General features: G+C 68.1%; 19 protein-coding genes, 1 tRNA gene and 2 pseudogenes. 12 read left to right on the top strand and 10 right to left on the bottom strand.

Going from position 1 to position 22535, the window contains the following annotated elements:
* Positions 1-62: 62 nt before the first annotated feature.
* From AB0H43_RS02115 to AB0H43_RS02095, 5 genes and pseudogenes are all read right to left on the bottom strand, one after another.
* A pseudogene (locus AB0H43_RS02115) lies at positions 63-824 on the bottom strand (serine/threonine-protein kinase); the annotation flags it as partial.
* Positions 825-898: 74 nt separating this feature from the next.
* Positions 899-4456: pseudogene (locus AB0H43_RS02110) on the bottom strand (adenylate/guanylate cyclase domain-containing protein); the annotation flags it as partial.
* Entirely contained in the window at positions 4453-5181 is a 729-nt protein-coding gene (locus tag AB0H43_RS02105; protein WP_359995023.1) for an MBL fold metallo-hydrolase, read from the bottom strand. The pseudogene AB0H43_RS02110 and the gene AB0H43_RS02105, both read right to left, overlap by 4 nt.
* 58 nt (positions 5182-5239) lie before the next feature.
* Positions 5240-5722, bottom strand: coding sequence for a RidA family protein (locus tag AB0H43_RS02100; protein ID WP_359995020.1), 483 nt, complete (start codon positions 5720-5722; stop codon positions 5240-5242).
* On the bottom strand, positions 5722-5880 hold the full coding sequence (locus AB0H43_RS02095; RefSeq protein ID WP_253763759.1) for a DUF4177 domain-containing protein: 159 nt from the start codon (positions 5878-5880) through the stop codon (positions 5722-5724). Before AB0H43_RS02095 ends, AB0H43_RS02100 begins: the two co-directional genes overlap by 1 nt.
* Before the next feature lie 111 nt (positions 5881-5991).
* Between AB0H43_RS02095 and AB0H43_RS02090 the strand changes: the two genes are divergently transcribed.
* Genes AB0H43_RS02090 through AB0H43_RS02075 form a run of 4 tightly spaced genes read left to right on the top strand, consistent with a single transcriptional unit; the run spans position 5992 to position 9288 of the window.
* The gene (locus AB0H43_RS02090; RefSeq protein WP_359995017.1) at positions 5992-7011 is read left to right on the top strand and encodes a hypothetical protein; all 1020 of its coding nucleotides are present in this window, start codon (positions 5992-5994) and stop codon (positions 7009-7011) included.
* Between the two features lie 29 nt (positions 7012-7040).
* Complete coding sequence (locus tag AB0H43_RS02085) at positions 7041-8024, top strand: ArsA-related P-loop ATPase (protein ID WP_359995015.1); 984 nt, start codon at positions 7041-7043, stop codon at positions 8022-8024.
* On the top strand, positions 8021-8173 hold the full coding sequence (locus AB0H43_RS02080) for a hypothetical protein (RefSeq protein ID WP_359995012.1): 153 nt from the start codon (positions 8021-8023) through the stop codon (positions 8171-8173). Before AB0H43_RS02085 ends, AB0H43_RS02080 begins: the two co-directional genes overlap by 4 nt.
* A complete protein-coding gene (locus tag AB0H43_RS02075; RefSeq protein WP_359995009.1) occupies positions 8170-9288 on the top strand; it encodes an ArsA-related P-loop ATPase in 1119 nt (372 codons plus the stop codon). The genes AB0H43_RS02080 and AB0H43_RS02075 overlap by 4 nt, the downstream gene beginning before the upstream one ends.
* Before the next feature lie 21 nt (positions 9289-9309).
* On the opposite strand, the gene AB0H43_RS02070 is transcribed toward AB0H43_RS02075, so the two are convergent.
* Positions 9310-11832 (bottom strand): transglycosylase domain-containing protein, encoded by a 2523-nt coding sequence (locus AB0H43_RS02070; protein ID WP_359995006.1) that lies wholly within the window; start codon positions 11830-11832, stop codon positions 9310-9312.
* 532 nt (positions 11833-12364) lie between these two features.
* Here AB0H43_RS02070 and AB0H43_RS02065 point away from each other — a divergent pair.
* On the top strand, positions 12365-12655 hold the full coding sequence (locus AB0H43_RS02065; protein WP_253759488.1) for a WhiB family transcriptional regulator: 291 nt from the start codon (positions 12365-12367) through the stop codon (positions 12653-12655).
* A gap of 208 nt (positions 12656-12863) precedes the next feature.
* Here AB0H43_RS02065 and AB0H43_RS02060 read toward each other — a convergent pair whose 3' ends face one another.
* Positions 12864-13319 (bottom strand): GatB/YqeY domain-containing protein, encoded by a 456-nt coding sequence (locus tag AB0H43_RS02060; protein ID WP_359995003.1) that lies wholly within the window; start codon positions 13317-13319, stop codon positions 12864-12866.
* A 25-nt stretch (positions 13320-13344) separates the two neighbouring features.
* On the opposite strand from AB0H43_RS02060, the gene AB0H43_RS02055 reads away from it, so the two are divergent.
* Both AB0H43_RS02055 and AB0H43_RS02050 read left to right on the top strand, forming a co-directional pair.
* Complete coding sequence (locus AB0H43_RS02055; protein ID WP_359995000.1) at positions 13345-14244, top strand: metallophosphoesterase; 900 nt, start codon at positions 13345-13347, stop codon at positions 14242-14244.
* A gap of 74 nt (positions 14245-14318) precedes the next feature.
* Positions 14319-14392 (top strand) — tRNA-Pro (locus AB0H43_RS02050).
* Positions 14393-14451: 59 nt separating this feature from the next.
* Here AB0H43_RS02050 and AB0H43_RS02045 read toward each other — a convergent pair.
* The gene (locus AB0H43_RS02045; protein WP_359994997.1) at positions 14452-15102 is read right to left on the bottom strand and encodes a LacI family DNA-binding transcriptional regulator; all 651 of its coding nucleotides are present in this window, start codon (positions 15100-15102) and stop codon (positions 14452-14454) included.
* Positions 15103-15250: 148 nt separating this feature from the next.
* Between AB0H43_RS02045 and AB0H43_RS02040 the strand changes: the two genes are divergently transcribed.
* The 4 genes from AB0H43_RS02040 (at position 15251) to AB0H43_RS02025 (ending at position 19226) form a co-directional block, all read left to right on the top strand.
* The gene (locus AB0H43_RS02040) at positions 15251-15799 is read left to right on the top strand and encodes a hypothetical protein (protein ID WP_359994994.1); all 549 of its coding nucleotides are present in this window, start codon (positions 15251-15253) and stop codon (positions 15797-15799) included.
* Positions 15800-15829: 30 nt separating this feature from the next.
* Positions 15830-16120 (top strand): hypothetical protein, encoded by a 291-nt coding sequence (locus AB0H43_RS02035; protein WP_359994991.1) that lies wholly within the window; start codon positions 15830-15832, stop codon positions 16118-16120.
* A gap of 260 nt (positions 16121-16380) precedes the next feature.
* Positions 16381-18576: a hypothetical protein gene (locus AB0H43_RS02030; protein WP_359994988.1), complete on the top strand. Its 2196-nt coding sequence runs from the start codon at positions 16381-16383 to the stop codon at positions 18574-18576.
* Positions 18577-18701: 125 nt separating this feature from the next.
* Positions 18702-19226: a hypothetical protein gene (locus AB0H43_RS02025; RefSeq protein ID WP_359994985.1), complete on the top strand. Its 525-nt coding sequence runs from the start codon at positions 18702-18704 to the stop codon at positions 19224-19226.
* Positions 19227-19596: 370 nt separating this feature from the next.
* Here the strand turns inward: AB0H43_RS02025 and AB0H43_RS02020 are convergent, their stop codons facing one another.
* A complete protein-coding gene (locus AB0H43_RS02020; RefSeq protein ID WP_359994983.1) occupies positions 19597-20460 on the bottom strand; it encodes a hypothetical protein in 864 nt (287 codons plus the stop codon).
* Positions 20461-21018: 558 nt separating this feature from the next.
* On the opposite strand from AB0H43_RS02020, the gene AB0H43_RS02015 reads away from it, so the two are divergent.
* On the top strand, positions 21019-21699 hold the full coding sequence (locus AB0H43_RS02015; protein WP_359994980.1) for a DUF3159 domain-containing protein: 681 nt from the start codon (positions 21019-21021) through the stop codon (positions 21697-21699).
* 20 nt (positions 21700-21719) lie between these two features.
* Here AB0H43_RS02015 and AB0H43_RS02010 read toward each other — a convergent pair whose 3' ends face one another.
* A complete protein-coding gene (locus AB0H43_RS02010; RefSeq protein ID WP_359994978.1) occupies positions 21720-22529 on the bottom strand; it encodes a DUF4239 domain-containing protein in 810 nt (269 codons plus the stop codon).
* Between the last annotated feature and the right edge of the window lie 6 nt (positions 22530-22535).

The following is a 22535-nucleotide window of genomic DNA, read 5'->3' as shown; positions in this document are numbered from 1 at the left end:
TCCCCCGGCGACCTGCGCGGATGGGGTACCGAGCCCTCGGCGTGATCAAGTTCCTTGAGCCGGGCGATCAGCTCCCGGGCGGTCGGCCGGCGCTCCGGATCGTTCTCCATCCCGGTCCGCAAGACCTCGACCAGCTCGTTCGGCGCACCGGGCACGTCCGGGATGGGCTCGCCGAACAGTTCGAGCAGGGCCGCGATGCCGCCCATCGCCTCGTCCCGCCAGCGGGGCGGAGCCCCGGTCAGCAGCGCGTACAGGGTCGCGCAGAGCGCATAGACGTCGGCCGAGGGCGCCGGGCGGGCGCGGTCGAACATCTCCGGCGGGGCGTACGCCGGCGTCAGGATCTCCAGGTTCACCGTCGGATCCCGCAGCTCCACCAGGATGGCCAGGCCGAAGTCGGCCAACGCCGGCTCACCGAACGAGCTGACCAGGATGTTCGCCGGTTTCACGTCCCGGTGCAGCACCCCGAGGTCGTGCGCGTCGGCGAGCACACCGGCCAGTTTGACGCCCAGTTCGCGCACTTCGCTGGCGATGAGCACGCCGCGCTTCATGCGATCGGCGTACGACTCGGCGCACAGCTCCATCACCAGGAAGGGCCGCCCGTCGTCGAGGACACCGGCGTCGAAGAGGTCCACGACGAACGGATGCGACGACATCCGCCCGGCGGCGTGCGCCTCACGGAGGAACCGGCGACGATCGTGCTCGTCGTCGAGGGTGCGGTTCTCGACCTTGACGGCGACCTCCCGGCCGACCGAACCCTGGGCGGCACGATAGATCGTCGCGTAGCCGCCCCGCGCGAGCAGCTGAAGCTCGCCGAGGCCGGGGATGACGGGTGTGCTCACAATGGGAGAACTTAGCGGCTTGTAGATGCGGCCGGATATCCCATCGCCGACTCGCAGGCCGCAAGGACCCGTTCGGCCGAGACCCGACTACGCACATCGTCGGCCCGGAGTCCGACGGCAAGCCGAGCCTGCTCCAGCGCCTCGGCCGGGCGGCCGTCCGCCAGCAGGGCACGGGCGTACAGGGCGACCGCCTGCCGCCGGGCGAACAACATCGACGGGGCGTACCGGGCTTCGGCCAGCGGGCGCAGCACGTCGAGCGCCTCGCGTACGCGGCCGGCGGCCAGGTGCGCCGCGCCGAGCAGGGCCTTCGGCCCGACCTGCGCCGACTCCAGTACGCCGTGCGCCCGGGTCAGCGTCAGCACCCGTCGCGCGTCGCGCTCGGCGCCCTCCGGGTCGCCCTGCTCCAGACTGATGAACCCACGAATGCTCCCGGCCATGCCGAGCAGCAGCGGATGGTTGACCCGCTCGCCGTACTCGAGGGCGTCGCTGAGCAGGTCGGCGGCGTGCCCGAGTTCGTTCAGCTCCCGGGCGATGACGCCCCGGACGACGAGGGCGAATCCGCGCCCCCAGAGATCGTTCGCGGCCGCGAAGTCCCGGTACGCCCGCCGCGCGTCACGGTCGGCCGAGTCGAGTTCGCCCAGCTCAGCGGCGGCGTACGCGTCGACGGCCCGCAGGGTGCCGACGGCCCACACTTCGCCGACGCGCTCCCCGAAGGGCAGGAACACCCGGGCGAGGCGTTGGGCGTCCCGGAGTCGCCCGGCGAGGAGCCGGTTGAACGCCAGAGCGCCCCGGAGCCAGGCACGGCCCACCGGATCGTGCAGTTCGGCGAAGAGCCGGGCGGCCCGGGCGAGAGCGGCGTCCGCTCCGGCGAAGTCGCCCCGGGTGGTGGTGACCCAGGCGAGATTCTGCAGCGACCAGGCCTGCGAGCGGCGATCCCCGGCGGCCACCGCGACCTGGTACGCGGCGGTGAACCGGCTGCCCGCGTCGGCCAGCCGCCCGTTGAGGAAGTCGGCCATGCCCAGGCGGCGCATCGCCTCGGCGCGCTCGGCCGGGGCGTCCACGGCCGTCGCCACGGTCAGCGCCTCGTGCCAGCATTCCGAGCCGCGGGCGGGGTCGCCGAGTTCCCGATGGGCGCGCCCGGCCAGCAGCAGGGCCGCCGCCCGCGCCCGCCCGTCCTCGCCCGCGTTCGCGGCGATCTTCTCGGCTTCGACCAGGGCCTCGGCCGGGCGGCCGGACTGAAGCAGCGCTCGGGTGTGGACGAGCCAGATCTGCATCGGCAGCGGCACGGAGCCGGTCGTCGCGAGTTTGCGGGCCCGGGCGGTCAGGTCGAGCGCGGTGACCGGCTCGCCGGCGTGCGTGGCCCGAGTGGCCGACCGGCCCAGCGCGGCGACGCCGAGCGCCGCCACCGACCGGGCGGGCGAATCCGGGCGCAGTCTGATGGCGTCGGCGAGGAACGCGGCCCGTTCGGCGTGCTCGGCGATGAACTCGTCGCGGGCGTCGTCGGAGAAGCCGACCAGCGACGGCGGCAGCGCCCGGCCACTCGGCGCGATCCATCCCGGCGAGTGTGCGACCTGATCGGTGAGCAGGCCCCGCGCAGCCCACTCGGTGAGGAACGCGTGCCGTTCGGCCAGGTCCGCCTTCGAGATCCCGGCGTACGCCGCCTCGCGCAGCAGCGGGGTGGCGAAGGCGTACCCGCCGCGTTGGCGGCGCAGCATCCGGCGGGCGAGGAGTTCGTCCACGGCACGGTCGAGTTCGACCGCGACGACGGCGGCAGGTCGGCCGTCCCGGGAGGAGCGCCGCTCGCGCAATGCCTCCAGGGCTCCGGCCGGAGTGCTGTCCCCCACGACCGCCGCGTCCCGGAGCACCGACCGGGCGTCCGGTGGCAGAGCGTCGATACGCGCGGCGAGCACGGCCGCGAGGTCCCGGGAGAGCAGCCGCGCGTCCAGCGATCCCGGGGTGAGCCGCCATTTGGTGTCGCCGTCGGTATCCACCGGCCGGGTCGCCGACCGTGGACTCGGCCCGCGGGTGAGCGCACCCCGCTCCATGAGCAGCGTGACCAGCTCGGCCAGGTAGAACGGATTACCCTGCGCGGTCGCGAGCAGCCGATCCTCGTCGGCCTGCGGCAACCGGCCGCCGCGGAGGTAGCTCGACAGCAGCCGGGCGGCGTCGGCGCCCCGGAGCGGCGGCAACGCCTGCACCTCCGCGTCGGCGAGCCGGGTCAGCAGACCGGCCGTACGCACCAACTCCGGGCGGCCCAGCAGCACCACGAGCACGGGACCGTCGAGTTCCTCGAGCATGACGCCGAGCGCGTCCACCGTCTCCGGCGTGGCGTCGTGCAGGTCGTCCACGATCACGACCAGCGGCGACTCCAGCGTCAACGCCGAGAGCAGGTGGGCGACGGCGGTCGCGAGGACCTTGATGTCCACCCCCGTACGCTCGACGCCGTCCGGCAGGCCGTCGCCGATCGCGGGCGTGCCCGACGCCGGATCGGCGGCCACGCCGAGCAGCGCCAGCAGATGGTCGGTCGGGATCTCCGGCACCGGCTGATCCGGCCCGACGCGAGTGGCGAGACGACTGGACAGGCGGCGCAGCCGCTCCTCCACCGCCGGCCGGGTCAACGCGGTCGACGTGGCGTCGACGGGCAACCCGATCGCCGTACGCACGAGGTCGGCCAGCGGAGCCAGCCGACGGCGCTCACCGAAGGCAGCACAGTGGACGGAGAGCACCCGGGTCCCGGTGTCGATCCGGCGAGTGGCGAACCGGCCCGGCCCGATGTCGTAGCCGGCCGCGTACCGCTCGACCTCGGCGGCGAACCTGGTCTTGCCGATGCCCGCCTCGGCCGTCATGACCAGTACGCGCGGCTGCGCCCGGTCGATGACCTCGGCGAGACGGCCGATCACCCGGCCCAGCTCGGCCTCGCGCCCGACATAAGGGGCCTCGTCGCCGATGCCGCTGCGAGTGCCGGGCGCGTCATGAAGGCCGAGCAGCTCGAACGTCTCGACCGGATCGCGTTTGCCCTTCAAGCGCAGTGGCCGCAGCTCCCGCCACCCGGCCAGGTGCCGGGTGGCCGACGCGGTACGCGCACCGGCGTACACCGCGCCGATCGCGGCGGCGTCGGCCAGCCGGGCCGCGGTGTTCACGGTGTCGCCGATGACCGTGTATTCCAGGCCCGCCTGCACACCGGCGATGACCTCACCGGTGTTGAGCCCGACGCGCAGACCCAGCGGAGCGCCGCCGCCCCGCTCGTCGTCGAGGACCCGGCGAACCGCCCGCTGCATCGACAGCGCCGCGCGTACGGCCCGCTCGACGTCGTCCTCGTGCGCCACCGGAGCACCGAAGACGGCCATGATCCCGTCGCCGGTCAGCTTGTCGACGTGCCCGCCGAACGTCTTCACCGCACCGGCGAGCGCCGACATGACGCGGTCGGTGACCGCGCCGACCCGCTCCGGGTCCAGCTCCTCCGACCAGGAGGTGAAGTCGGAGAGGTCACCGAACAGGACGGTCACGTTCCGCCGCTCGGCCTGCGGCAGATCCGCCGCGCCCGGCAGCGCCGCACCGCAGTTGTGGCAGAAGTTGGCCCCGGGCACCGCCACTGTGCCGCAAATCGGGCAGGTCACGGGTTGTCCCGGAGGTAGGCCAGCTGCGACCGGACGGTCCACTCGGCGGCCGTCCGCACGCCGGGGTCGACGTCGGCATACACGATCCGGACGACGTCCTCCGGCGTCTCGGCGCCTTGGCGCAGCGCGTCGCGTACCTGCTCCAGCCGTTCCAGGCGGTGTTGGAGCAGCCAGTTCGCCGCGGCGGCGCAGTCGGGCAGGATCGGCCCGTGGCCGGGCAGGACGGTGACGCCCTCCAGCTCGCCGAGCACCTTCAAGGTCTCCAGGTACGCCCCGACGTCGCCGTCCGGCCACATCACGACGCTGCTGCCCCGGCCGAGAATCGTGTCGCCGGTGAAGACCACCCGGTCGCCGCCCCGGTCGACGAGGAACGAGACGGAGTCGCTGGTATGCCCCGGGCTCGGGATCACGGCCGCGCCCTCGATCATCTCGGCGACCTGCGTCGGGGCGATCGCGATGGCCCCGGTCAGCTCGACGAGCCGCGGCAGACCCTCCACATGGTCGATGTGACTGTGCGTAATCGTCGTATACCTGATTGCGCCGATGGCGCGGAGGTGCTCGTCGTCCGCCGGACCGGGATCAATCGCCAGTACGCCGTCCACGGCCCAGGTATTCGTGCCCTCCAGCGTCATGGGAGAGGGGTTGGGCGCGAGCAACTGCCGGACGAAACTGGGCAGACCGGACCCCGGTCCCCATCCCGCTCGCGCCCCAACCCCATTAGTCACGTCACGATGTTACGTCGCTCTCAGCGACGCTCCTTACCTGCTTTTCCGCACGGTGAGACTATTCGCTGACTTCGGCGACGACGTCGACCTCGACCGGCGCTCCCAGGGGCAGCTCGGCGACGCCGACCGCGCTGCGCGCATGCCGGCCGGCCTCCCCGAAGACCGCGCCGAACAGCTCGGAAGCACCGTTGATGACGCCCGGCTGGCCGGTGAAGCCCTCGGCGCTCGCGACGAACCCGCCGACCTTGACGATCTTGACGAGCTTCTCCAGGCCGACGAGCGCGTCGATGGCGGCCAGGGCGTTCAGCGCGCACCGCGCCGCCAGCTCCTTGGCCTCCTCCGGCGAGACGTCCGCGCCGACCTTGCCGGTGGCGAGGAGCTTGCCGTCGGCCATCGGCAGCTGACCGGAGACGTAGACCTGATTGCCGGACTGCACGGCCGGCACGTACGCCGCCACCGGCGGGACGACGTCGGGCAGGGTCAGACCCAGCTCCGCCAGCCGGTCGAACGGGTTCACCCCGGACGCGGGAACCTCGGTCATCACGCCTCCTTGGGCCGCTTCATGTAGGCGACCAGTTGCTCGGGATTCGGGCCGGGCACGACGGCGACGAGCTCCCAGCCGTCGGCGCCCCAGTTGTCCAGGATCTGCTTCGTGGCGTGCACCAGCAGGGGCACGGTGGCATATTCCCACTTCGTCATAGCAGACAAGGTATCCATGACGACCGGGCTGTGAGACAGCGGGACGCGGGCTGCGCCGGGTTGTCCGGGGCCGATATGCTGGGCCGCCATACGACACTGGGGAGCAGAGCAATGACCGACCCGAACCGACCGTCGGACGAGAATCCGGCGCCGGGCAGCTACCCGCCGCCCGCCGACCCGTTCGCCACAGGTGGGTACCCGGAGCACACTCCGTCCTCCGGTCAGCCTGCCTACCCGGCCAGTCCGGCGGCTCCGTCGAGCCCGGCCCAGCCGCCGGCGTACCCGGCGACTCCGGAGCAGCCACCCGCCTACCCACCGGCCCCGCAATACGGCCAGCAGCCGCAGTACGGGCAGCAGCCGCAGTACGGCCAGCCCGCGCAGCCGACCCAGCCGCAGTACCCGCCGGCCACTCCGCCGACGACGCAGCTGCCGCAGTACGGCCAGCAGCCGCAGTACGGTCAGCCGGCCCAGCCGACCCAGCCGCAGTACAACCCGGGCGCCGCCCAGGTGCCCCCGGCGTACGGCACTCCGCCGACCTCGGGCGGCCCGACCTCGGGCGGCGGCTACCCGGCCGGGGCGTACCCGACCTCCGGGCAGGCGTACCCGACGACCGGGCAGACCTACCCGGGCGCCGGCTACCCGACGACCGGCTTCCCCGGCCAGCCGGAGCAGCCGAAGAAGAAGAGCAAGGCGCCGATGATCATCGGCATCACGCTCGCCGTCGTGCTGGTCCTCTGCCTCGGCGGCGGCGTCGGCGCGTACTTCCTGCTGAAGAACACCGACCAGGGCGGGCAGGGCGCGGCCGACCCCAAGGCCGCGGCGACCGCCTTCCTGGAGGCCTTCTACAAGGACCAGAGCGTCACCGACGCGGAGAAGACGGTCTGCGCCCAGGCGCGCGACTCCAAGACGATCACCTCGCAGATCGACGCGATCAAGAAGCTGGGCGAGACCTACTCGAAGCCCACCTTCACCTGGGACACCCCGGCGGTCAGCGACACGACCGAGAAGGACGCGAAGGTCACCGTCAAACTCACCATGACCACGGCCGATGAGAAGGTCAGCAAGCAGGAGCTGGTGCTGACCACGATCAACGACCAGGGCTGGTGGGTCTGCGACGTGCAGTCGAAGTAAAGACCTGCACAACAGGTAGCCTCAGCAGTGTGACTACCTCGGCTTCGAGCGACGGGCCGGCCGCCAACCAGTGGCCGGCCCGCCTCCATGTGGTCACCGGGAAGGGCGGGGTCGGCAAGACCACCGTCGCCGCCGCGCTCGCCCTGGCGCTCGCGGCCGGCGGGCGGCGCACCCTCCTGGTCGAGGTGGAGGACCGGCAGGGCATCGCCCAGCTCTTCGGTCGCGACCCGCTGCCCTACGAGGAGCGGACGATCGCGACGACACCCGGCGGCGGCGAGGTCCGCGCCCTGGCGGTCGACCCCGAGGAAGCGCTGCTGGAGTACCTCACGCTCTTCTATCACCTGGGCGCGGCCGGGCGGGCGCTGCGCAAGGTCGGCGCCATCGACTTCGCCACCACCATCGCCCCCGGGCTGCGCGACGTGCTGCTGACCGGCAAGGTCAAGGAGGCCACCACCCGGACCGACGGGCAGGGCAAACGGGTCTACCACGCGGTCGTCCTCGACGCCCCGCCCACCGGGCGGATCGGCCGCTTCCTCAACGTCACCGCCGAGGCCGCCAAACTGGCCAAGATGGGGCCGATCAAGACCCAGAGCGAGGGCGTCGCGGCCCTCCTGCGCTCCCCCATGACCGCGGTCCACCTGGTCACCCTGCTGGAGGAGATGCCCGTGCAGGAGACCATCGACGCCGCCGGCGAGCTGCGTGGTCTCGGCATCCCGGTGGGAAAGGTGATCGTCAACGCCGCGCATCCGCCGTTGCTCGAAGGGGTACGCAAAGTGACGCAGGCGGAGTTGCGCCGAGGTCTGGCCGCAGCGGGCCTGGCCACGGATCGGCCGACCGTCATCGGGCTGCAGGAGCAGGCGCAGGCCTATCTCGCCCGGCGCACCATCGAGACCGACCTCCGGGACGAACTGGACGAGGTGGGCCGGCCGATCGTCGAGCTGCCGCTGATGCCCGGCGGCATCGACTTCGCCGCGCTGCGGGAGATCGGCCGCCTCCTGGGGGCGGCGGCATGAGCAGCGGCAGGCTGATCATCAGCAAGCACAGTTCTCCTCAGGCGAGCGCCGGCCGCAGGACGGTGATCGGCATGAGCAGCCGCAGGCTGATCATCAGCAAGCACAGTTCTCCTCAGGCGAGCGCCGGCCGCAGGACGGTGATCGCATGAGCGGTGATCAGCCCGTGCTGGACGTCGACGCCGTCATCGGCGACCCCGAGGTCCGGATCGTGGTCTGCTGTGGCTCGGGCGGAGTCGGCAAGACCACCACGGCCGCCGCGCTGGCCTTGAGAGCCGCCGAGAAGCACGGACGGCGGACGGTCGTGCTCACGATCGACCCGGCCCGCCGGTTGGCCCAGTCCCTCGGCCTGACCGAATTGGACAACACGCCCCGGGCGGTCCCCGGGCTCGCCGGAGACAGCGACGGCGGCGGCGAGCTGAACGCCATGATGCTCGACATGAAGCGCACGTTCGACGAGATCGTCGCGGCGCACACCGAGCCCCGGCGGGCGGCCGAGATCTTCGCCAACCCCTTCTACCAGGCGATGAGCTCCACCTTCTCCGGTACGCAGGAGTACATGGCGATGGAGAAGCTCAGCCAGCTCCGAGCCACCGACGAGTGGGACCTGATCGTCGTCGACACCCCGCCGTCCCGATCCGCCCTGGACTTCCTGGACGCGCCGGCCCGCCTGGGGCGGTTCCTCGACGGCCGCATGCTGCGTCTGCTGCTCGCCCCGGCCAAGGCCGGCGGCCGGAGCATGTTCTCCCTCGTGACCGCCGGTTTCGGGGTCGTCTCGAAGACCGTGCAGAAGATCCTCGGCGCCCAGCTGCTCTCCGACCTGTCGGGCTTCGTCTCGGCGCTGGACTCGATGTTCGGCGGCTTCCGGGAACGCGCCGAGCAGACCTATCGCGTCCTGCAGGATCCGCAGACGGCCTTCCTCGTCGTGGCCGCGCCCGAACCCGACGCCGTACGCGAGGCCGCCTTCTTCGCCTCCCGGCTGGGCGTCGAACGGATGCCGCTGGCCGGGCTCGTGCTCAATCGCGTACACCATTGTCTGGTGGAGCTGGACGCGGAGACCGCGCTGGCGGCGGCGGAGGAGCTGGACGGCGTCTCCGACCTGACCGCGGACGCCTTGCGGGTGCACGCGGCGCTGGCCGCGCAGGCGGCCCGGGAGCGAGCGGTGATCTCGCGGTTCACGCGGGACTTCGGCCACGTGCCGGTGCTGGAGATCGAGGCGCAGGCGACCGACGTGCACGACCTGGACGGGCTGCGCGCCATCTTCTGACGAGCAGCCCGTCCAGGGCGGTCACGGCACGAGCTGGACGGGGTCCTCCGGGAGGCAGAACGGCGGGCAGAGCCAGGTCTGGGCACCGTCGTTGCGGCGGGGCGGCGTCGTCGGGCCGCCGGGACCACCCGGCCCGCCCGGGCCACCGCCACCCGCGCTGATCTGCAGCGTGACGTTGCTGCCCTTGCTGGTCGAGCCGCTCGGGCTGGTGCCCGCGACCGTTCCGGCCGGGCAGGCCGAGGCGACCGGCTTCTTGTCGACGTCGACCGTGAAGCCCTTGTTCTTGAGGATCGAGGTCGCGTCGGCCACGGACTTGCAGGTCACGTTGGGGATGCTCACCTTCGTCCCGAAGGCGATCTTGGAGCCGGGCTTGTCGAACTGGATCGACGGCTTGCCCTTCATGGCGTCCCGGAGCGTGTACGCCACCGCCGGGTTCACCACCCCGCTGTGAGGATCCTTGCCGCCGAGATTCTTCCGGCTGACGTTGTTGTGGATGTAATCCGGGTCGGCGACGATACCGGCGACCGAGAGCTGCTTGGTGGTGATCATGAACGAGGCGGTGCGCTCGTCGTCGGTGGTCCCGGTCTTGCCCGCGATCGGCTTCCCGACGATGCCCCGGGTCGTCCGGGCGGTGCCGTCCTCGCACTTGCCCCACAGCGACTTGTCGCCGACCGGGCAGCGGGCGGCGTCGATGGCCCCCCGCGCGACCTCGACCTTGACCCGCTGCTCGCAGCGCGGGTTGGCGACGTCAAGGCTGGCCCCGTTGTGGTCGATGATCGCCTCGACCGGAATTGGCTGGCAGTACTTGCCGTCGGCGGCCAGCGTCGCGAGCGCGTTCGCCATCTCCATCGGCGTGTTCTCGGTGACTCCGAGGGTGAACGCGCCCCAGGCGTCCGGGTGCGCGGCGTAGTAGGCATCGTCACAGCCGCCGTCCTTGCGGCATTTCGTGGCGTCGCCCCGGAAGGTCAGGCCCAGTTCCTTGGCGGCCGCAACCGCCTTCTCCGGTCCGACCCGCTGGATCAGCGCGGCGAAGTAGGTGTTGACCGAGCGGCCGAAGCCCGACCACATGTTGCGTACGCCGTTCATCCAGCTCGGGTTGGCGTTGACCGGGCACCAGTAGCCGCCGCAACTGGCGGGGCCGGACGCGATCGGGAACTTGGAGACGAACGGGCTGACGGCGTTGATCGTGTAGTCGAGCGGGTAGCCGTTCTCCAGCGCCGCGACCATGGTGAAGAACTTAAAGGTCGAGCCGAACTGGTAGCCGTACTGGTCGCCGCTCATCAGCGGGTTCACCGTGTTCGGGTAGGTGCCCCGAATGCCCTTCTTCGACTTCGCCGGGTCGGTCGACAGACCGTTCTTCGGGCTTGCCGCGTCGTCGATCTTGAAGTTGCGGTTGACCGCCATCGACCGGACCTTGCCGGTGCCGGGCTCGACCGCAACCACCATCAGCGCGTGCTTCTTACCCGTGGCCAGGTACTTCTCGACGTTCTTCTTCGAGGCGTTCTGCGTCGGCACGTCCAGCGACGAGATGATCTTGTAGCCGCCGGTCTTCAGCGCGCGCTCGCGCTCGTAGGAGTTGGCCCCGAACGCGGGCTCGTTCATCCACCAACGCTGCAGGAAGTCGCAGAAGAAGCCGGCGCTGGCGACGAGCGTCGCCGTGCACCCGTTCGGCGCGGGCTTGCCGGTGATCTTCAGGTCGGTCGCCTTCGACTTGGTGGCCTGGTCGGCCGAGATCGCCCCGATCTCCAGCATCTGGTCGATGACCCAGTCGCGCCGGTTCTTGCCCTCCTTGTACGCCACCTCGTCGGTGGAGCCGTCGTCCTCCACGGGGTTGTACGTGCTCGGCGACTTGACGAGGCCGGCGAGGAAGGCCGCCTCCTCGACGGTGAGGTCCTTCGGCTCCTTGCCGAAGTAGACCTGAGACGCCGCATAGATCCCGTACGCGTGGTTGCCGAAGTACGCGATGTTGAGGTAGCCCTCGAGGATCTGGTCCTTCGTCAGCTTCTTCTCGATCGCCAGCGAGTACTTCACCTCGCGGAGCTTGCGGGCGTTCGTGTCGACGGCCGCGTCGAGGACGTCGTTCGGGTTGTTCGCGGCGTAGGTGATCGACAGCCGGACGTACTGCATGGTCAGGGTCGAGGCGCCCTGCTGGGTCTCGCCGGAGTTCTTGTTCGCCACGAAGGCGCGGGCGATGCCTTTGACGTCGACGCCGTTGTGCTCGTAGAACTTGTGGTCCTCGGCGGCGATCATCGCCTGCTGCATCACCTTGGGGATCTCGTCCAGGGCGATGTCCTGCCGGTTCTCGTCATAGATCGACGCCAGCAGGGTCTTGCCGTCGTTCGCGTAGATCTTGCTCATCTGCGGCGACCGCTTCACCGTCAGCTCGGTCGGCAGATCCGCGAACGCCTGCGCGCCCGTCTTGGCCGCCAGCCCGGACATCGCGATCGCCGGGAACGCCGCCGCCGCCACCACGACACCCGCGAGCACACCGCAGATCAGCAGCGACAACACATTCGCGAACACGTTGTGATCGCTTTTACGCATCCGGCTTCACCGCCTGGGGGTCTATGACGGGGGAAACGGGGTATTCCCTCCGGTCGGCTCAGTGTACGAGGAGCGGCGTGGGGCCGCTGCTCAGCTTGGGACGGGGCGCTGCCCGGTCCGGGACGGGTGCTGCTCAGCCGTGGAACAAGGCGCTGCTCAGCTCGGGATGGGCGAAAAGCGACACCGATCGTGCCCAGCTTCGTTGGTCAAGACGCACGATCCCCGGTGTGCGGTTGCCCAGCCCCACGGCAACGTCACCCGGTCCCCCTTCGGAGGGATCGGCCCGTCCCAGTTGAAGAAGATCCACATATGGCACGCCGGAGCGAAGCGCGCAGAAAAATCCGTTTGAGGCGATTTTGCCGACAACATTGCGTAATCGCCTGACTACGGAGCATGATGGTCCGGCGAGCAATGCCGCCCGTCGAGGGGTAAAGACGGGGAGGAGGTCTGCGTTCGCCTGCCCTGCGCGGGGCAGGAGAGCGTCGGAAACCCCAAAGGGCGGCGAGGGGGAACGCAAGGGGGGACGTGGAGCATGAATTCCGACTGGCCCAGCATGGCTGCATGCCGGAACGGGGACCCGGACGCACTGTTCGTCCAGGGCGCGGAACAGAACGTGGCGAAGCGCATCTGCCGGGGCTGTCCGGTGCGATACGAGTGCCTGGCAGACGCACTCGACAACCGCATCGAATTCGGCGTGTGGGGCGGGATGACCGAGCGTGAGCGGCGAGCGCTGCTCCGCCGCCACCCACAGGTGATCAGCTGGCGCCGCACGTTCGAAACCGCCCTCAAGGAGCAGACCACCAGGCAACTGGTCACAGCGTGAGAAAAACCGGCGGCGGGGGCCATCTGGCGAGCCCCCACCGCCGGTTTTTTTCTGCCCACCTCTTGGTCGCCGCGCCTCCCGCGCTGCTTCCGCACCGCCTCCGCGCGCCGGCTTTTTCTGCGCGATCATGAACTATCGGTCATGATCGACCGGCGTGTCGTGTCCGCGGCGTCCTGATCGATTCCGCGACGGACTGATCAACTCGGGCCTACAGGCCGAGCTGCCGCTTCACCTCAGCGCTCACTCGCCCGCCGTCGGCCTTGTCGCCGACCGCGGCACGCGCGGCCTTCATGGCCGGCCCCATCGAGCCCGGGCCGGAGAAGTCACCGCCGGCGAGCGCGGCGGTCACGGCCGCGGTCAGCTCGTCGTCCGTGAGCTGCTGCGGAAGGTACGCCAGCAGGACGGCTTCCTCGGCCTTCTCCGCGGCGGCCTGCTCAGCGCGACCGGCTCCGGCGAACGCCTCCGACGCCTCGGCGCGCTTCTTCGCCTCCTTGGTGAGCACCGTCAGCACTTCGCTGTCGGTCAGCTCCTTCTTGACCTTGCCGGCGACCTCGGCGTTGCCGATGGCGGCCAAGGCCATCCGCAGCGTCCGGGTGACGGTCTCGTCGCGGGCCTTCATCGCATTCCGCATGTCCGCCGTCAGGCGGTCCTTCAGCGTGCTCACGATCGAAGAAACTACGCTAACGGGCATGGGTTCGCTCGGGAAAATCGCCGCCGGGACCGTCGTGGCGGGCGCGGCCACCTTCGCGTACGCGTCGCTGGTCGAGCGCAACATGTTCACGTTGCGCCGGTTCGACGTGCCGGTCCTCGCGCCGGAAGCGGAGCCGCTCCGCATCCTGCATCTGTCGGATCTGCACATGACGCCCGGGCAGACGCGCAAGCAACGCTGGGTCACGCAGCTGGCCGGGCTCGACCCGGACCTGGTGATCGTCACCGGGGACAACATGGGCCACCCCGGGGTGCTGCCGGCGCTCAGCCGGACGCTGCAGCCGCTGCTGGCGTACCCGGGAGCGTTCGTCTTCGGCTCCAACGACTACTCCGGCCCGGTCTGGAAGAGCCCGTTCAGCTACTTCGGCCACGACCCGGAGGTCGACGGGGCCGACAGCTACCGGCACGGTGTCGAACTCCCCCACGAGGAACTTCGAGCGCTGTTCACCTCGGCGGGCTGGAGCGACCTCAACAACGCCCGGGACTCGATCAAAGCCGGCGGCCGGGTCGTCGACCTGGTCGGCGTGGACGATCCGCACATCGACCGCGACAGCTACACCGGCTTCCGGCGTACGCCCGAGGCAGCGATCGCGATCGGCGTCAGCCACACGCCGGAACCCCGCGTCCTCGACGAGATGGCCGCCGACGGCTGCGACCTCCTCCTCGCCGGGCACACCCACGGCGGTCAGGTACGCGTACCCGGCGTCGGCGCCCTGGTGACCAACTGCGGCCTGGACCGGAGCATGGCGCGGGGCCTGCACCGCTGGCTCGGCACCGACGCGTGGCTGCACGTGAGCGCGGGCCTCGGTACGCACCCCACAGCGCCGATCCGGTTCGCCTGCCGGCCGGAGGCCTCGATCCTCACGCTGATTCCCCGCTGATCCGCCCCGGCGGTTTACGGGGATACCCAGTTTGGCGGGGGCGGGGGCGTCCGCTACTATTTCCGAGTTGCCATCGGGGTATGGCGCAGCTTGGTAGCGCGCTTCGTTCGGGACGAAGAGGCCATCGGTTCAAATCCGGTTACCCCGACTGTAAGAACGGCAGTTCAGGGCCGGTCTTCCCGCAAGGGAGACCGGCCCTGATGCGTTTCAAGATCTCCCCGGGGAGAATTCTGGGAGAAGGTCTTGAGAATCGGTCACTCGGGAGCGTGCTCCGGTTGGCTCAGCAGCGGTCCAGAACAGCAACTGGGGAGCCGGGGCTGAGCGCCCGCGCTCGGCTAGAGCCGCCAGCCACAGCTCCGTGAGGTCTTCCATCAGACGCTCACGCATGGCCGCCATGACGTGCGAGTAGCGCGCCTGCACCGAGCCATCGAAGTGGCTCATCCGCTCGTCTTTGAGCGAGTCCGGCGTACCGAAACCGTCCATGATCGTCTTGTGGCTGTGCCGCGATCCGTGCGGAGTGAGCCACAGCGAGATCGGTAGCCAGGACGCATCCGCGCGTTGAAGGGCGTTGCGGCCGCGCACTGGCACGCCGGGCCACGGATCGGCCCGGATCGGCACCGGATACGGCTCTTTGCCCGCGCGCTTCGGATAGCGGCCGGTCGCAGCGGGCTTGAATAACCAGGTGGCGAACCCTGACCGACGCCAGTGCGCAGCCAGCTCCCCCGCTGGTCTGCCGCGCACGTAGCCGAGATCGGCGATCGCGGCGCGCACGTTGTCTCGTGTCGAGTCGGGCACCGTCTCGGGACGGTTCAGTACGTTGGACACTGTGCCGGCGGACACGCCCGCACGGCGCGCCACGTCGATGAGCTTCGGCCCTGCTTGGTGGGCGATCCGATTCGATGAGCGGTGACCTCGGAATACGTATCGCAGGCCGTGGCAGTCACACGGCTTGTTCTTCTCGTCTGCGTTCTCGCAGTACCGCGAGCCGCAGAACGAGGAAGGCGAGATGAAGATTGGCGCGAGCGTGGATCGCAAGCAACGCGCGGCTGTCCTCGACCGGGTCCGGCAGGTGCGGGCCGTCCTCGACGCGCCCGTGCCCGGGGAGACGCCACCGCCGGGCAAGGAGTGGCAGCGCACCCGGTACGACCTGGCGATGGCGGGCAAGGTGTCCGCTGAGCCCGGCAGGCTGGTCTACGAGGTGATCGCCGAAGAGACCTATCCGCTGGATGTCTTCCCGTACTGGGGGAACGCCAACCTCGGCGTGACGCTGTGGACGTTCACAGTCCGGCAGGATGGCGACGGCGGATGGTGGATAGCCGACTTCTCGCACCCCGACGTCTGCGCCGCCTACCGCTACGGGCACAGCTGTCAGGTCACCGACCCGAGCCTCCTGCCCAGCAGGGGCCCAAGTCCGACGCCGAGTCCCAACCCGAGCGAGGGCGAAGGCTTCCGCAACTGGGAGATGCTGCCCTGCGGCCCAAGGGACCCGCTCCGCGAGTTCCACAATTGCCCTACACCAACAGTGTCAGCCGATGAGAACGACGATCATCGGTGACGGATCGGGCCGTTCGCCGATAGTGCCGTCATGATCAAGCCACCTAATGATCCGAATGGTCCTACACGGATCAGGGTCTACGAGAACCCACACGCCCTTGTCGAGATCACCGGTCCGACCGAGGCGGCAGTTCTGCGCAAGGCGGCCGAGTGGCTGGAGACTCTCGATGACGCCGTGGTTGTTCTTGGAACCAATTGGCGCGGCGACATCGGGGAGCTAACGCAGGAACCCGACGTCCCGCTGTACAAGCTGGATCTGACCGTTGACATAAGTATCGCGGTTACTGAGGGCCGTTGGCCGCGAGACTGGTTTCAGGGCTAGGGCCGCAGACGCATCAGGCGTAGCGTACAAGCCAGTCCATGATCATCGGGGAGAACTCTGTACGTCTTCAAGGCACGCGCTTCGCTCGGTGCGAATGGCGCGTTCGCCAGCAAGCTGCGGCCCGGGCCTCTCGCGGCCAGCGCATGCATGCTGCCACGGTAGGCGGCGCGCTCTGGATGCCACGGTTGGTGGTCAAACCAGACGGGTGTCAATGGAGCATGTTCGTTGCGTCTGGCGAGAAGTGATGATTACCTCCAGACGTGCAGTTTGACGAATCAGTGCGTACACCGGGGTTCGAACGGCTTACTGTCGTCGAATCCAAGACCTTCATTGGACCGACTTTCGCGCAGGTGCAGGTAGCCCCGAAGCGAAGGGCTTTCCTCGTCAGGGAGGGTGACACTGCAAGACTTGGCGAAGCGATGGCCTGCGCGGCAACGATCTGGGGCGGTGTGCGATCCATCTTGCTGCCGGTGCGGGAGGATGGGTCGGTCGGGCCCCTGTGGCTACAAGCTGCACAGTCGATGCAGGTCATCGACTACGTCGACTTCACTGTCGATGAAGACCACCGATCGGCATGGACCGAAGAAGCTGCAAAGGCTGTCAACAGGGTGCCTGCCCCTCCGATTGAGGACGGGCGGTACTGGAACGCGCATCCAATAGTCGCGATTGGGCAGGACCAGTTGCAAAGAACCTCGTTCGATCTACCGGTCGAGCGAACGCTATTGACCATGGCGGGTGTCGGCGACGTCCTAATCCATGATGAACGAAAGCTTTGGGCGGACGCCGGGGTCATGCTCAGAACTGACACCACCCCAACTGACTTGGCTCTGGCTCAGCTTCGCGGCACCACGGTCCTTCGAGCGACAGCCGCTCACGATGTCGACACCGTAATCGTTTCACCATTCATGTCCACATTGGGCCTTGTCTGGGTGATGGATGACCCTGAAGACTTCAATGAGGCGGTTTGGTTCTGGAACTGTCGAGCAATTCGGCCAAATGCTTGGGATGAGTCGACAACGATTCTGACATCGTCTGAGGTGCTATTGGAGCCGCTGGTACGCGATGCCCTGCTAGAGCGCGTCCGGGCCACGTCACGCACCGAGCCAGATCTAACGATTGTTGGACTCGCCAAGGAGCCGGAGGAACTACGTGAACTTGCACGTGGTCTCGGCGTTTCGGACTACGCGAGTCGAAAGGTCAAAGAGCGCATCTTCTCAAAGCCGCCGGACCCGGACAGGCAACTGGCTGCGGCCATCATGTTCAATATGGTGGATGGATGGATGCGTGATAGGTCTACAGGCCCACAGAATGAAGCTCCGATGTCCTGGCAGCGCCCTACCTCAGAGCTTCGGGCAAAGACGCCGCTGGCCTGGAACCCAGGCTTCATGGGATCTGGACACGTCGTCGTCCGGATTAGCGCACCCGAAATCGTCGGGCCTCAGCGAAACGCCGTAGCGCATTTGTATCACCAAAATGCGACTTGGGAACAGGGTAGATTGCAGCTCGTCTCGTTCCCTTATTCGCAATACTCATTAACTATCGGCGTTCCTAGTGCGGAGAAGGTACTCGAAGCCGCATGTTTAGACGCTGGCGTTCATTACGTGCTAAACGATAAGGGCCAGCAGATCAGGGGTGTTCTTAGCGCTGGAGTCGATCCTAAGATCTTCCGTAGCCGGGGTGCCAACGGCGTGATAGCGGCGCTCACCGCTGAGCCGGATCGCGATCTGCGCCGGACGCTAATTGACATGCGCGACAAGCGCGAAATCTCTGACGATAGCGTCAAGGAACTGCTGGAACTTTCCGCCTCAAAGAAAATTTCCTTCCGTACTCTTGGCGAAATTGCAACGCTTGCGCCGTGTCAGAAGCTCAAGCTTAAGAAGCCTGAGGTCGCCAAGATACTTGAGCAACTGATAAGCGTCGGGCTGGTCCTACGAGGTTGGCGGGTTGATTGTGCTACCTGTGCCCTACAGGAGTTCGAGGAGATCGGCGCCATCACTCCGGTGGCCAGATGCCGTGGTTGCGGATCGGCAGCTCGTTATGCGGGGGGACCGCAGGGCGAGCCGGAGATCTACTATCGCCTCAACTCGCTTTTGCAACGAGTAAGCCTCAACGGTGGAGTGGCGGTCCTCGCCGCGAGCTGCTTGTTAGGCGAAGAGGGCAGCTACCTCCTGCCGGGCGTCAATGTCGACCAGAGCGGCGCACCTCTAGGTGACCTTGACATTCTTGGCTGGCGTGCCTCCCAGCTCTTTGCTGGCGAAGCGAAGAGCACAGCAGCCGGCTTCGCTGGCCAGGATCATCGGCGAGATGTCTCGAAGTCGAAGGCGGTTGGTGCGGATACACACCTGATGATCTGCCTGGAGGAACTTGACTCGCAGGTGAAGGACGAAGTGAAGGGTCATTGCGACGAGGTCGGAATCGACCTGCGAGTGATTGACGGTCCCGGGCTCCTGCTTTAGGAGATCATCGCCCGAGGCGATGACCTGCGGCTCTGCCCACGCACCGAGGTGATCAAGGACGATGATCAATCGATGTACCGCTCGCCCGTAGTAGCAATGTGCTTCGCCCATCTACGCTCCGACATGTGAACGCAGAGACCTGGATCGCACTCGCAGCCGTCGTTGTATCAGGGATCGTTGCGGTGACAGTGCCTCGTCTGACATTCCGCCTCGCTCTCAAGCAGGACGAGGCGCGTTGGCTCCGTGAGCAGCGTGCCCAGCTCTATGTGGACGTCATGACGGAGGCATACGCCGAGCAGCTCTGGTTCGAATACCATCTGATCCCCCAGCGCAGCCGAGAAGGGATCAGGCTGCCCGCGGATCTGCGGCTGAAGCCGTTCGAACGAGCACAGCTCGGCTGCCGCATGTGGATCATCGGGTCCCGGGAGGTCAACAGGCGCTTCAACGCCATCTTTCCTGTCATGTTCGACGCCGATCTCCGCTCGGACGAGTTTCCGGAGTACAACCAGGTGATTTCGCGGGTCAAGTTTGGGGAAGCCATGGATGCCTTGCATGCGGCGATCCGACGGGAGATGAGCTTCGACGACGCCCGGCTTGCCGAAGTTCGACGCCAGCCGCCAGGGCAGGCGCTGCCGGGTGACACCGCCTGACGCAGTCCGTGGCACAGTCGACGTGGCGAGCATGAGAAGGCAAGATCCGGGCAATGGTCGGGCATCGCGGGACCACCGTCCGTATCGCGGCAGGTCGGAGCCGGTTGTGCGTCCGGTCTTGAAAACCGCTAAGGCAGCGATGTCTTCCAGAATCCCTGACCCTCCGCAGATGACCTCCCAGGCGCAGGCAGGGGACCGGTATTTACGGTTGTGGATACCGGCCCTTGCTCGTACTAGTGTCCGACTGTGTCAGCTGATGGGATGCAGGCTGTGTCGGCGAGTCGGGACGTTCGACGGCCGACTGGCCTGCGGCGCGCCTCAACCTCACCGCATTTTCGGATCCTGGCAAGACCGCCGCGCAGTCACATCCCTAAGCCGCGGTGTGCCGCTCTCGGCTCACTCTGATGTACGGCGGATACCCCGACGGAACCCACACGAACGGCTTCATCCCACGCTTGCGGACTTCGTCGCGTTCCACGCAGAAACCGCGATCCTGCGGATCCTCCGGCCAGACGACCTCGGCTTCAAGCGTGAGAGCCAGGTCAAACTGCACACCGCCATCCGGAGCAACGGTGCAGGCCAGCGTCAACGCATCCTCCCATCCCGCGATCATCTCAGGACCGGATGCCGGATACATCTGCCCGTACGGGTGAGCGAAACGCTTCATCCAGACTTCCAACACGTGGGTCGGCTTCCAGCGGATCCGCGCTCGCTGGTCCGCAGGCAGCAGGTAGACGTTGCCGGGATACAGCTCGAACGGTCGGGACAGGCCGGCGGTTGGATCCTCAATGAACTCAACTGTGGCGCTCGGCCTGAGCTGAACGGGCCGTCCGCCGTAGTTGAGGATGGTCGCTGTCACCTCGTACCCGAGGAGCACGAATCGGTTATTCAACCAATCGAACTCCTGGCCAGGTAGCAACGGCTGACTTCGTTCGCCATCAGAAACGAACGGGCGTTCAATCCCGCGCTCGACGACGTCGATCCAGGGCGTGTTGGCCTCCAGATGCTGGTGTGCATCAATGGATAGCTGTTGTCGTGCGATCATGTGGGCCTTGGCGTTGGCCTGCTTAGACTCTTCGAGCGATGCCGCGGCGACGTTGGCCTGTCGCTTTGCATAGATCCCCGCGGTCGTGGCAACTACCAGCGCAATAGTGCTCAGCACGCGCTCGATGGTGGTGTGTACCTCCAGCCAGCCGACCAGGGGGCCTAAGTCAAGCTGCGTTGTCACAGACACAGCGCCACGATAGTTCTGAAGGGCAAATCCCCGACGCGCTCGTCCTCCGAGTGGCGGGCGGTGAGGCCAGGGATACTCGGACGCGGCCGGAACGGGCTCACGGACAGTGCGCGGACATGTTTCGCTCTTGAGCCGCGTTCTCGCAAGACCCGCCAGGAGGACCAAAGATCATGGGGAGAAAATGGGGAGATGATCTTGCAAGAGGTCGCTTTCCGGGGCTTCACAGACCAACAACTCCCGAGACGGTGACCTGCAATTCTGGCCACGCGCCGAGGTGATCACGGACGCTGATCCTAATTCGGGACGAAGAGGCCATCGGTTCAAATCCGGTTACCCCGACCATGTCAGGGCCGCTCTTGCGAGCGGCCCTGAGTCGTTTCGGCGTCCTTCGGCAAGGGCCACGGGATCAGCTAACCCCTGTTCGACGGCGGGCGCGTTAGCCTACCCTAAGTTCATGACGTGGCCGCCGCGACATCGAGCACGTTCGCACGGGTCGCCGACGGACGATGAAGCTATCGTCAAGACGCTGTGGAACTGGCCGGCTACCGAGGATGACGTATGAGTGACCGCGAGGCACGGCAGGACTCGTTGCACGACGTGCTCGGCGGCTATCGCGGCGCGGTGGACGCGACGGTCGGGCCACTGGCGTACGTCGCGGGGTATCTCGCCGGCGGCAAGTCGATCGGCTGGGGGGCGGTCGCGGCCGGTGTCGTGACCGTCGGCGTGGGACTGTGGCGGTGGCGGCGTGGCGGGAAGCTCACCGCCGTGTTGCTCGGAGCACTCGGTGTCGGCGTGGCCACGATGATCGCCCTCTACACCGGGCGCGGCTCCGATTTCTTCCTGGCCCGGCTGGCCGGCAACGTCGTCAGCGCACTGGCCTGGTCGGTGAGCATCGTGGCTCGGTGGCCGCTGCTGGGTGTCGTCGTGGGGGCCGCCCTCGGGCAGAAGACGCGCTGGCGCAAGGATCCCTGGCTGCTGCGCGGCTACCAGCGCGCGAGCTGGATCTGGGTCGGCCAGTACGCCATCCGCATCGCCGTCTTCACCCCGCTCTGGCTTGCCGACGCGACCACCGCGCTCGGCCTGGCGCAGGCCGCTCTGACCTGGCCGCTCGTGGCCGCCTGCCTGGCGTTGAGCTGGTATGTCCTGCGGCGGGCGCTGCCCGAGGCGCATCCCGGCATTCGGCACCCGGTCACGGCGGAGTCGCTGGCGGAGACGCCCGACCCCGATCGGGTCAGCTGACCAGCATTCTCCGTTGATCGTTAGCCGGACAGTTGGGCGAACCGCGCCAGGGCGAACCGGAACGCGTCGGGTTCGATGCGCTCGCCCCGGGCGAACGGATATTCGAGCTGGTAGACGGCGTACAACAGCAGCACGACCATGACCGTGAGCCCGACGGTGAAGATGAGTTGGGGCACGAGCCCGGCGATGTCGAACAGGTACGCGAAGGCGATGGTGAGCAGGCCGCCGCCGACGAGTAGGAACCACATCACGAGCGGTAGGCCGCGGGTGGAGGCGGTCGCGCGGGCCGAGCGGGCTTCGGAGGCGGTGGTGACGGCGTCCATCGCGGCTTCGTAGGAGTCGACTGCGGCGTCCGAGGCTTCGGCGTCCGGGGCGGTGCCCCGGACTGCTTCCCGCAGCCGGTCGAGGGTGTTCCAGCCGTTCAGCGGGACGGTCTCGTGGTGTTGCATCGCGGGCCATTCGTCGCGGATGACCTGGTCGGCGTAGGAGCGGGCGAGGAGTTGGATCTCGGAGCGGGCCGGGTCGGCGGCGTTCTCGGCGTACGCGTAGACGTCCACGAGCGCGGTCGCCTCGGTGAAGGAGTCTTCCCGGGCGGAGCCCATCTGGTCCCAGACGGTGATGACGACGAAGGCCAGCACGATGGCGTAGAGCACGCCGACGACGGCGAAGACCATGCCGATGGCGTCGACGTAGCCGTCGTGGCGTTCCCGGGCTGCGTCGGTGAACCGCTGGACGACGATGACGATGCCGGCCGCGACGAGTGCCGTGACGACGGCGACCAGGATGCCCCCGAAGATCAGTCCCACGTAGACCAGAACGGTGTCCGTCACGCCTCG

The organism is Hamadaea sp. NPDC050747 (assembly GCF_040654195.1).
GTDB lineage: Bacteria > Actinomycetota > Actinomycetes > Mycobacteriales > Micromonosporaceae > Hamadaea.
This window is presented reverse-complemented; position numbering and strand designations above follow the sequence as displayed.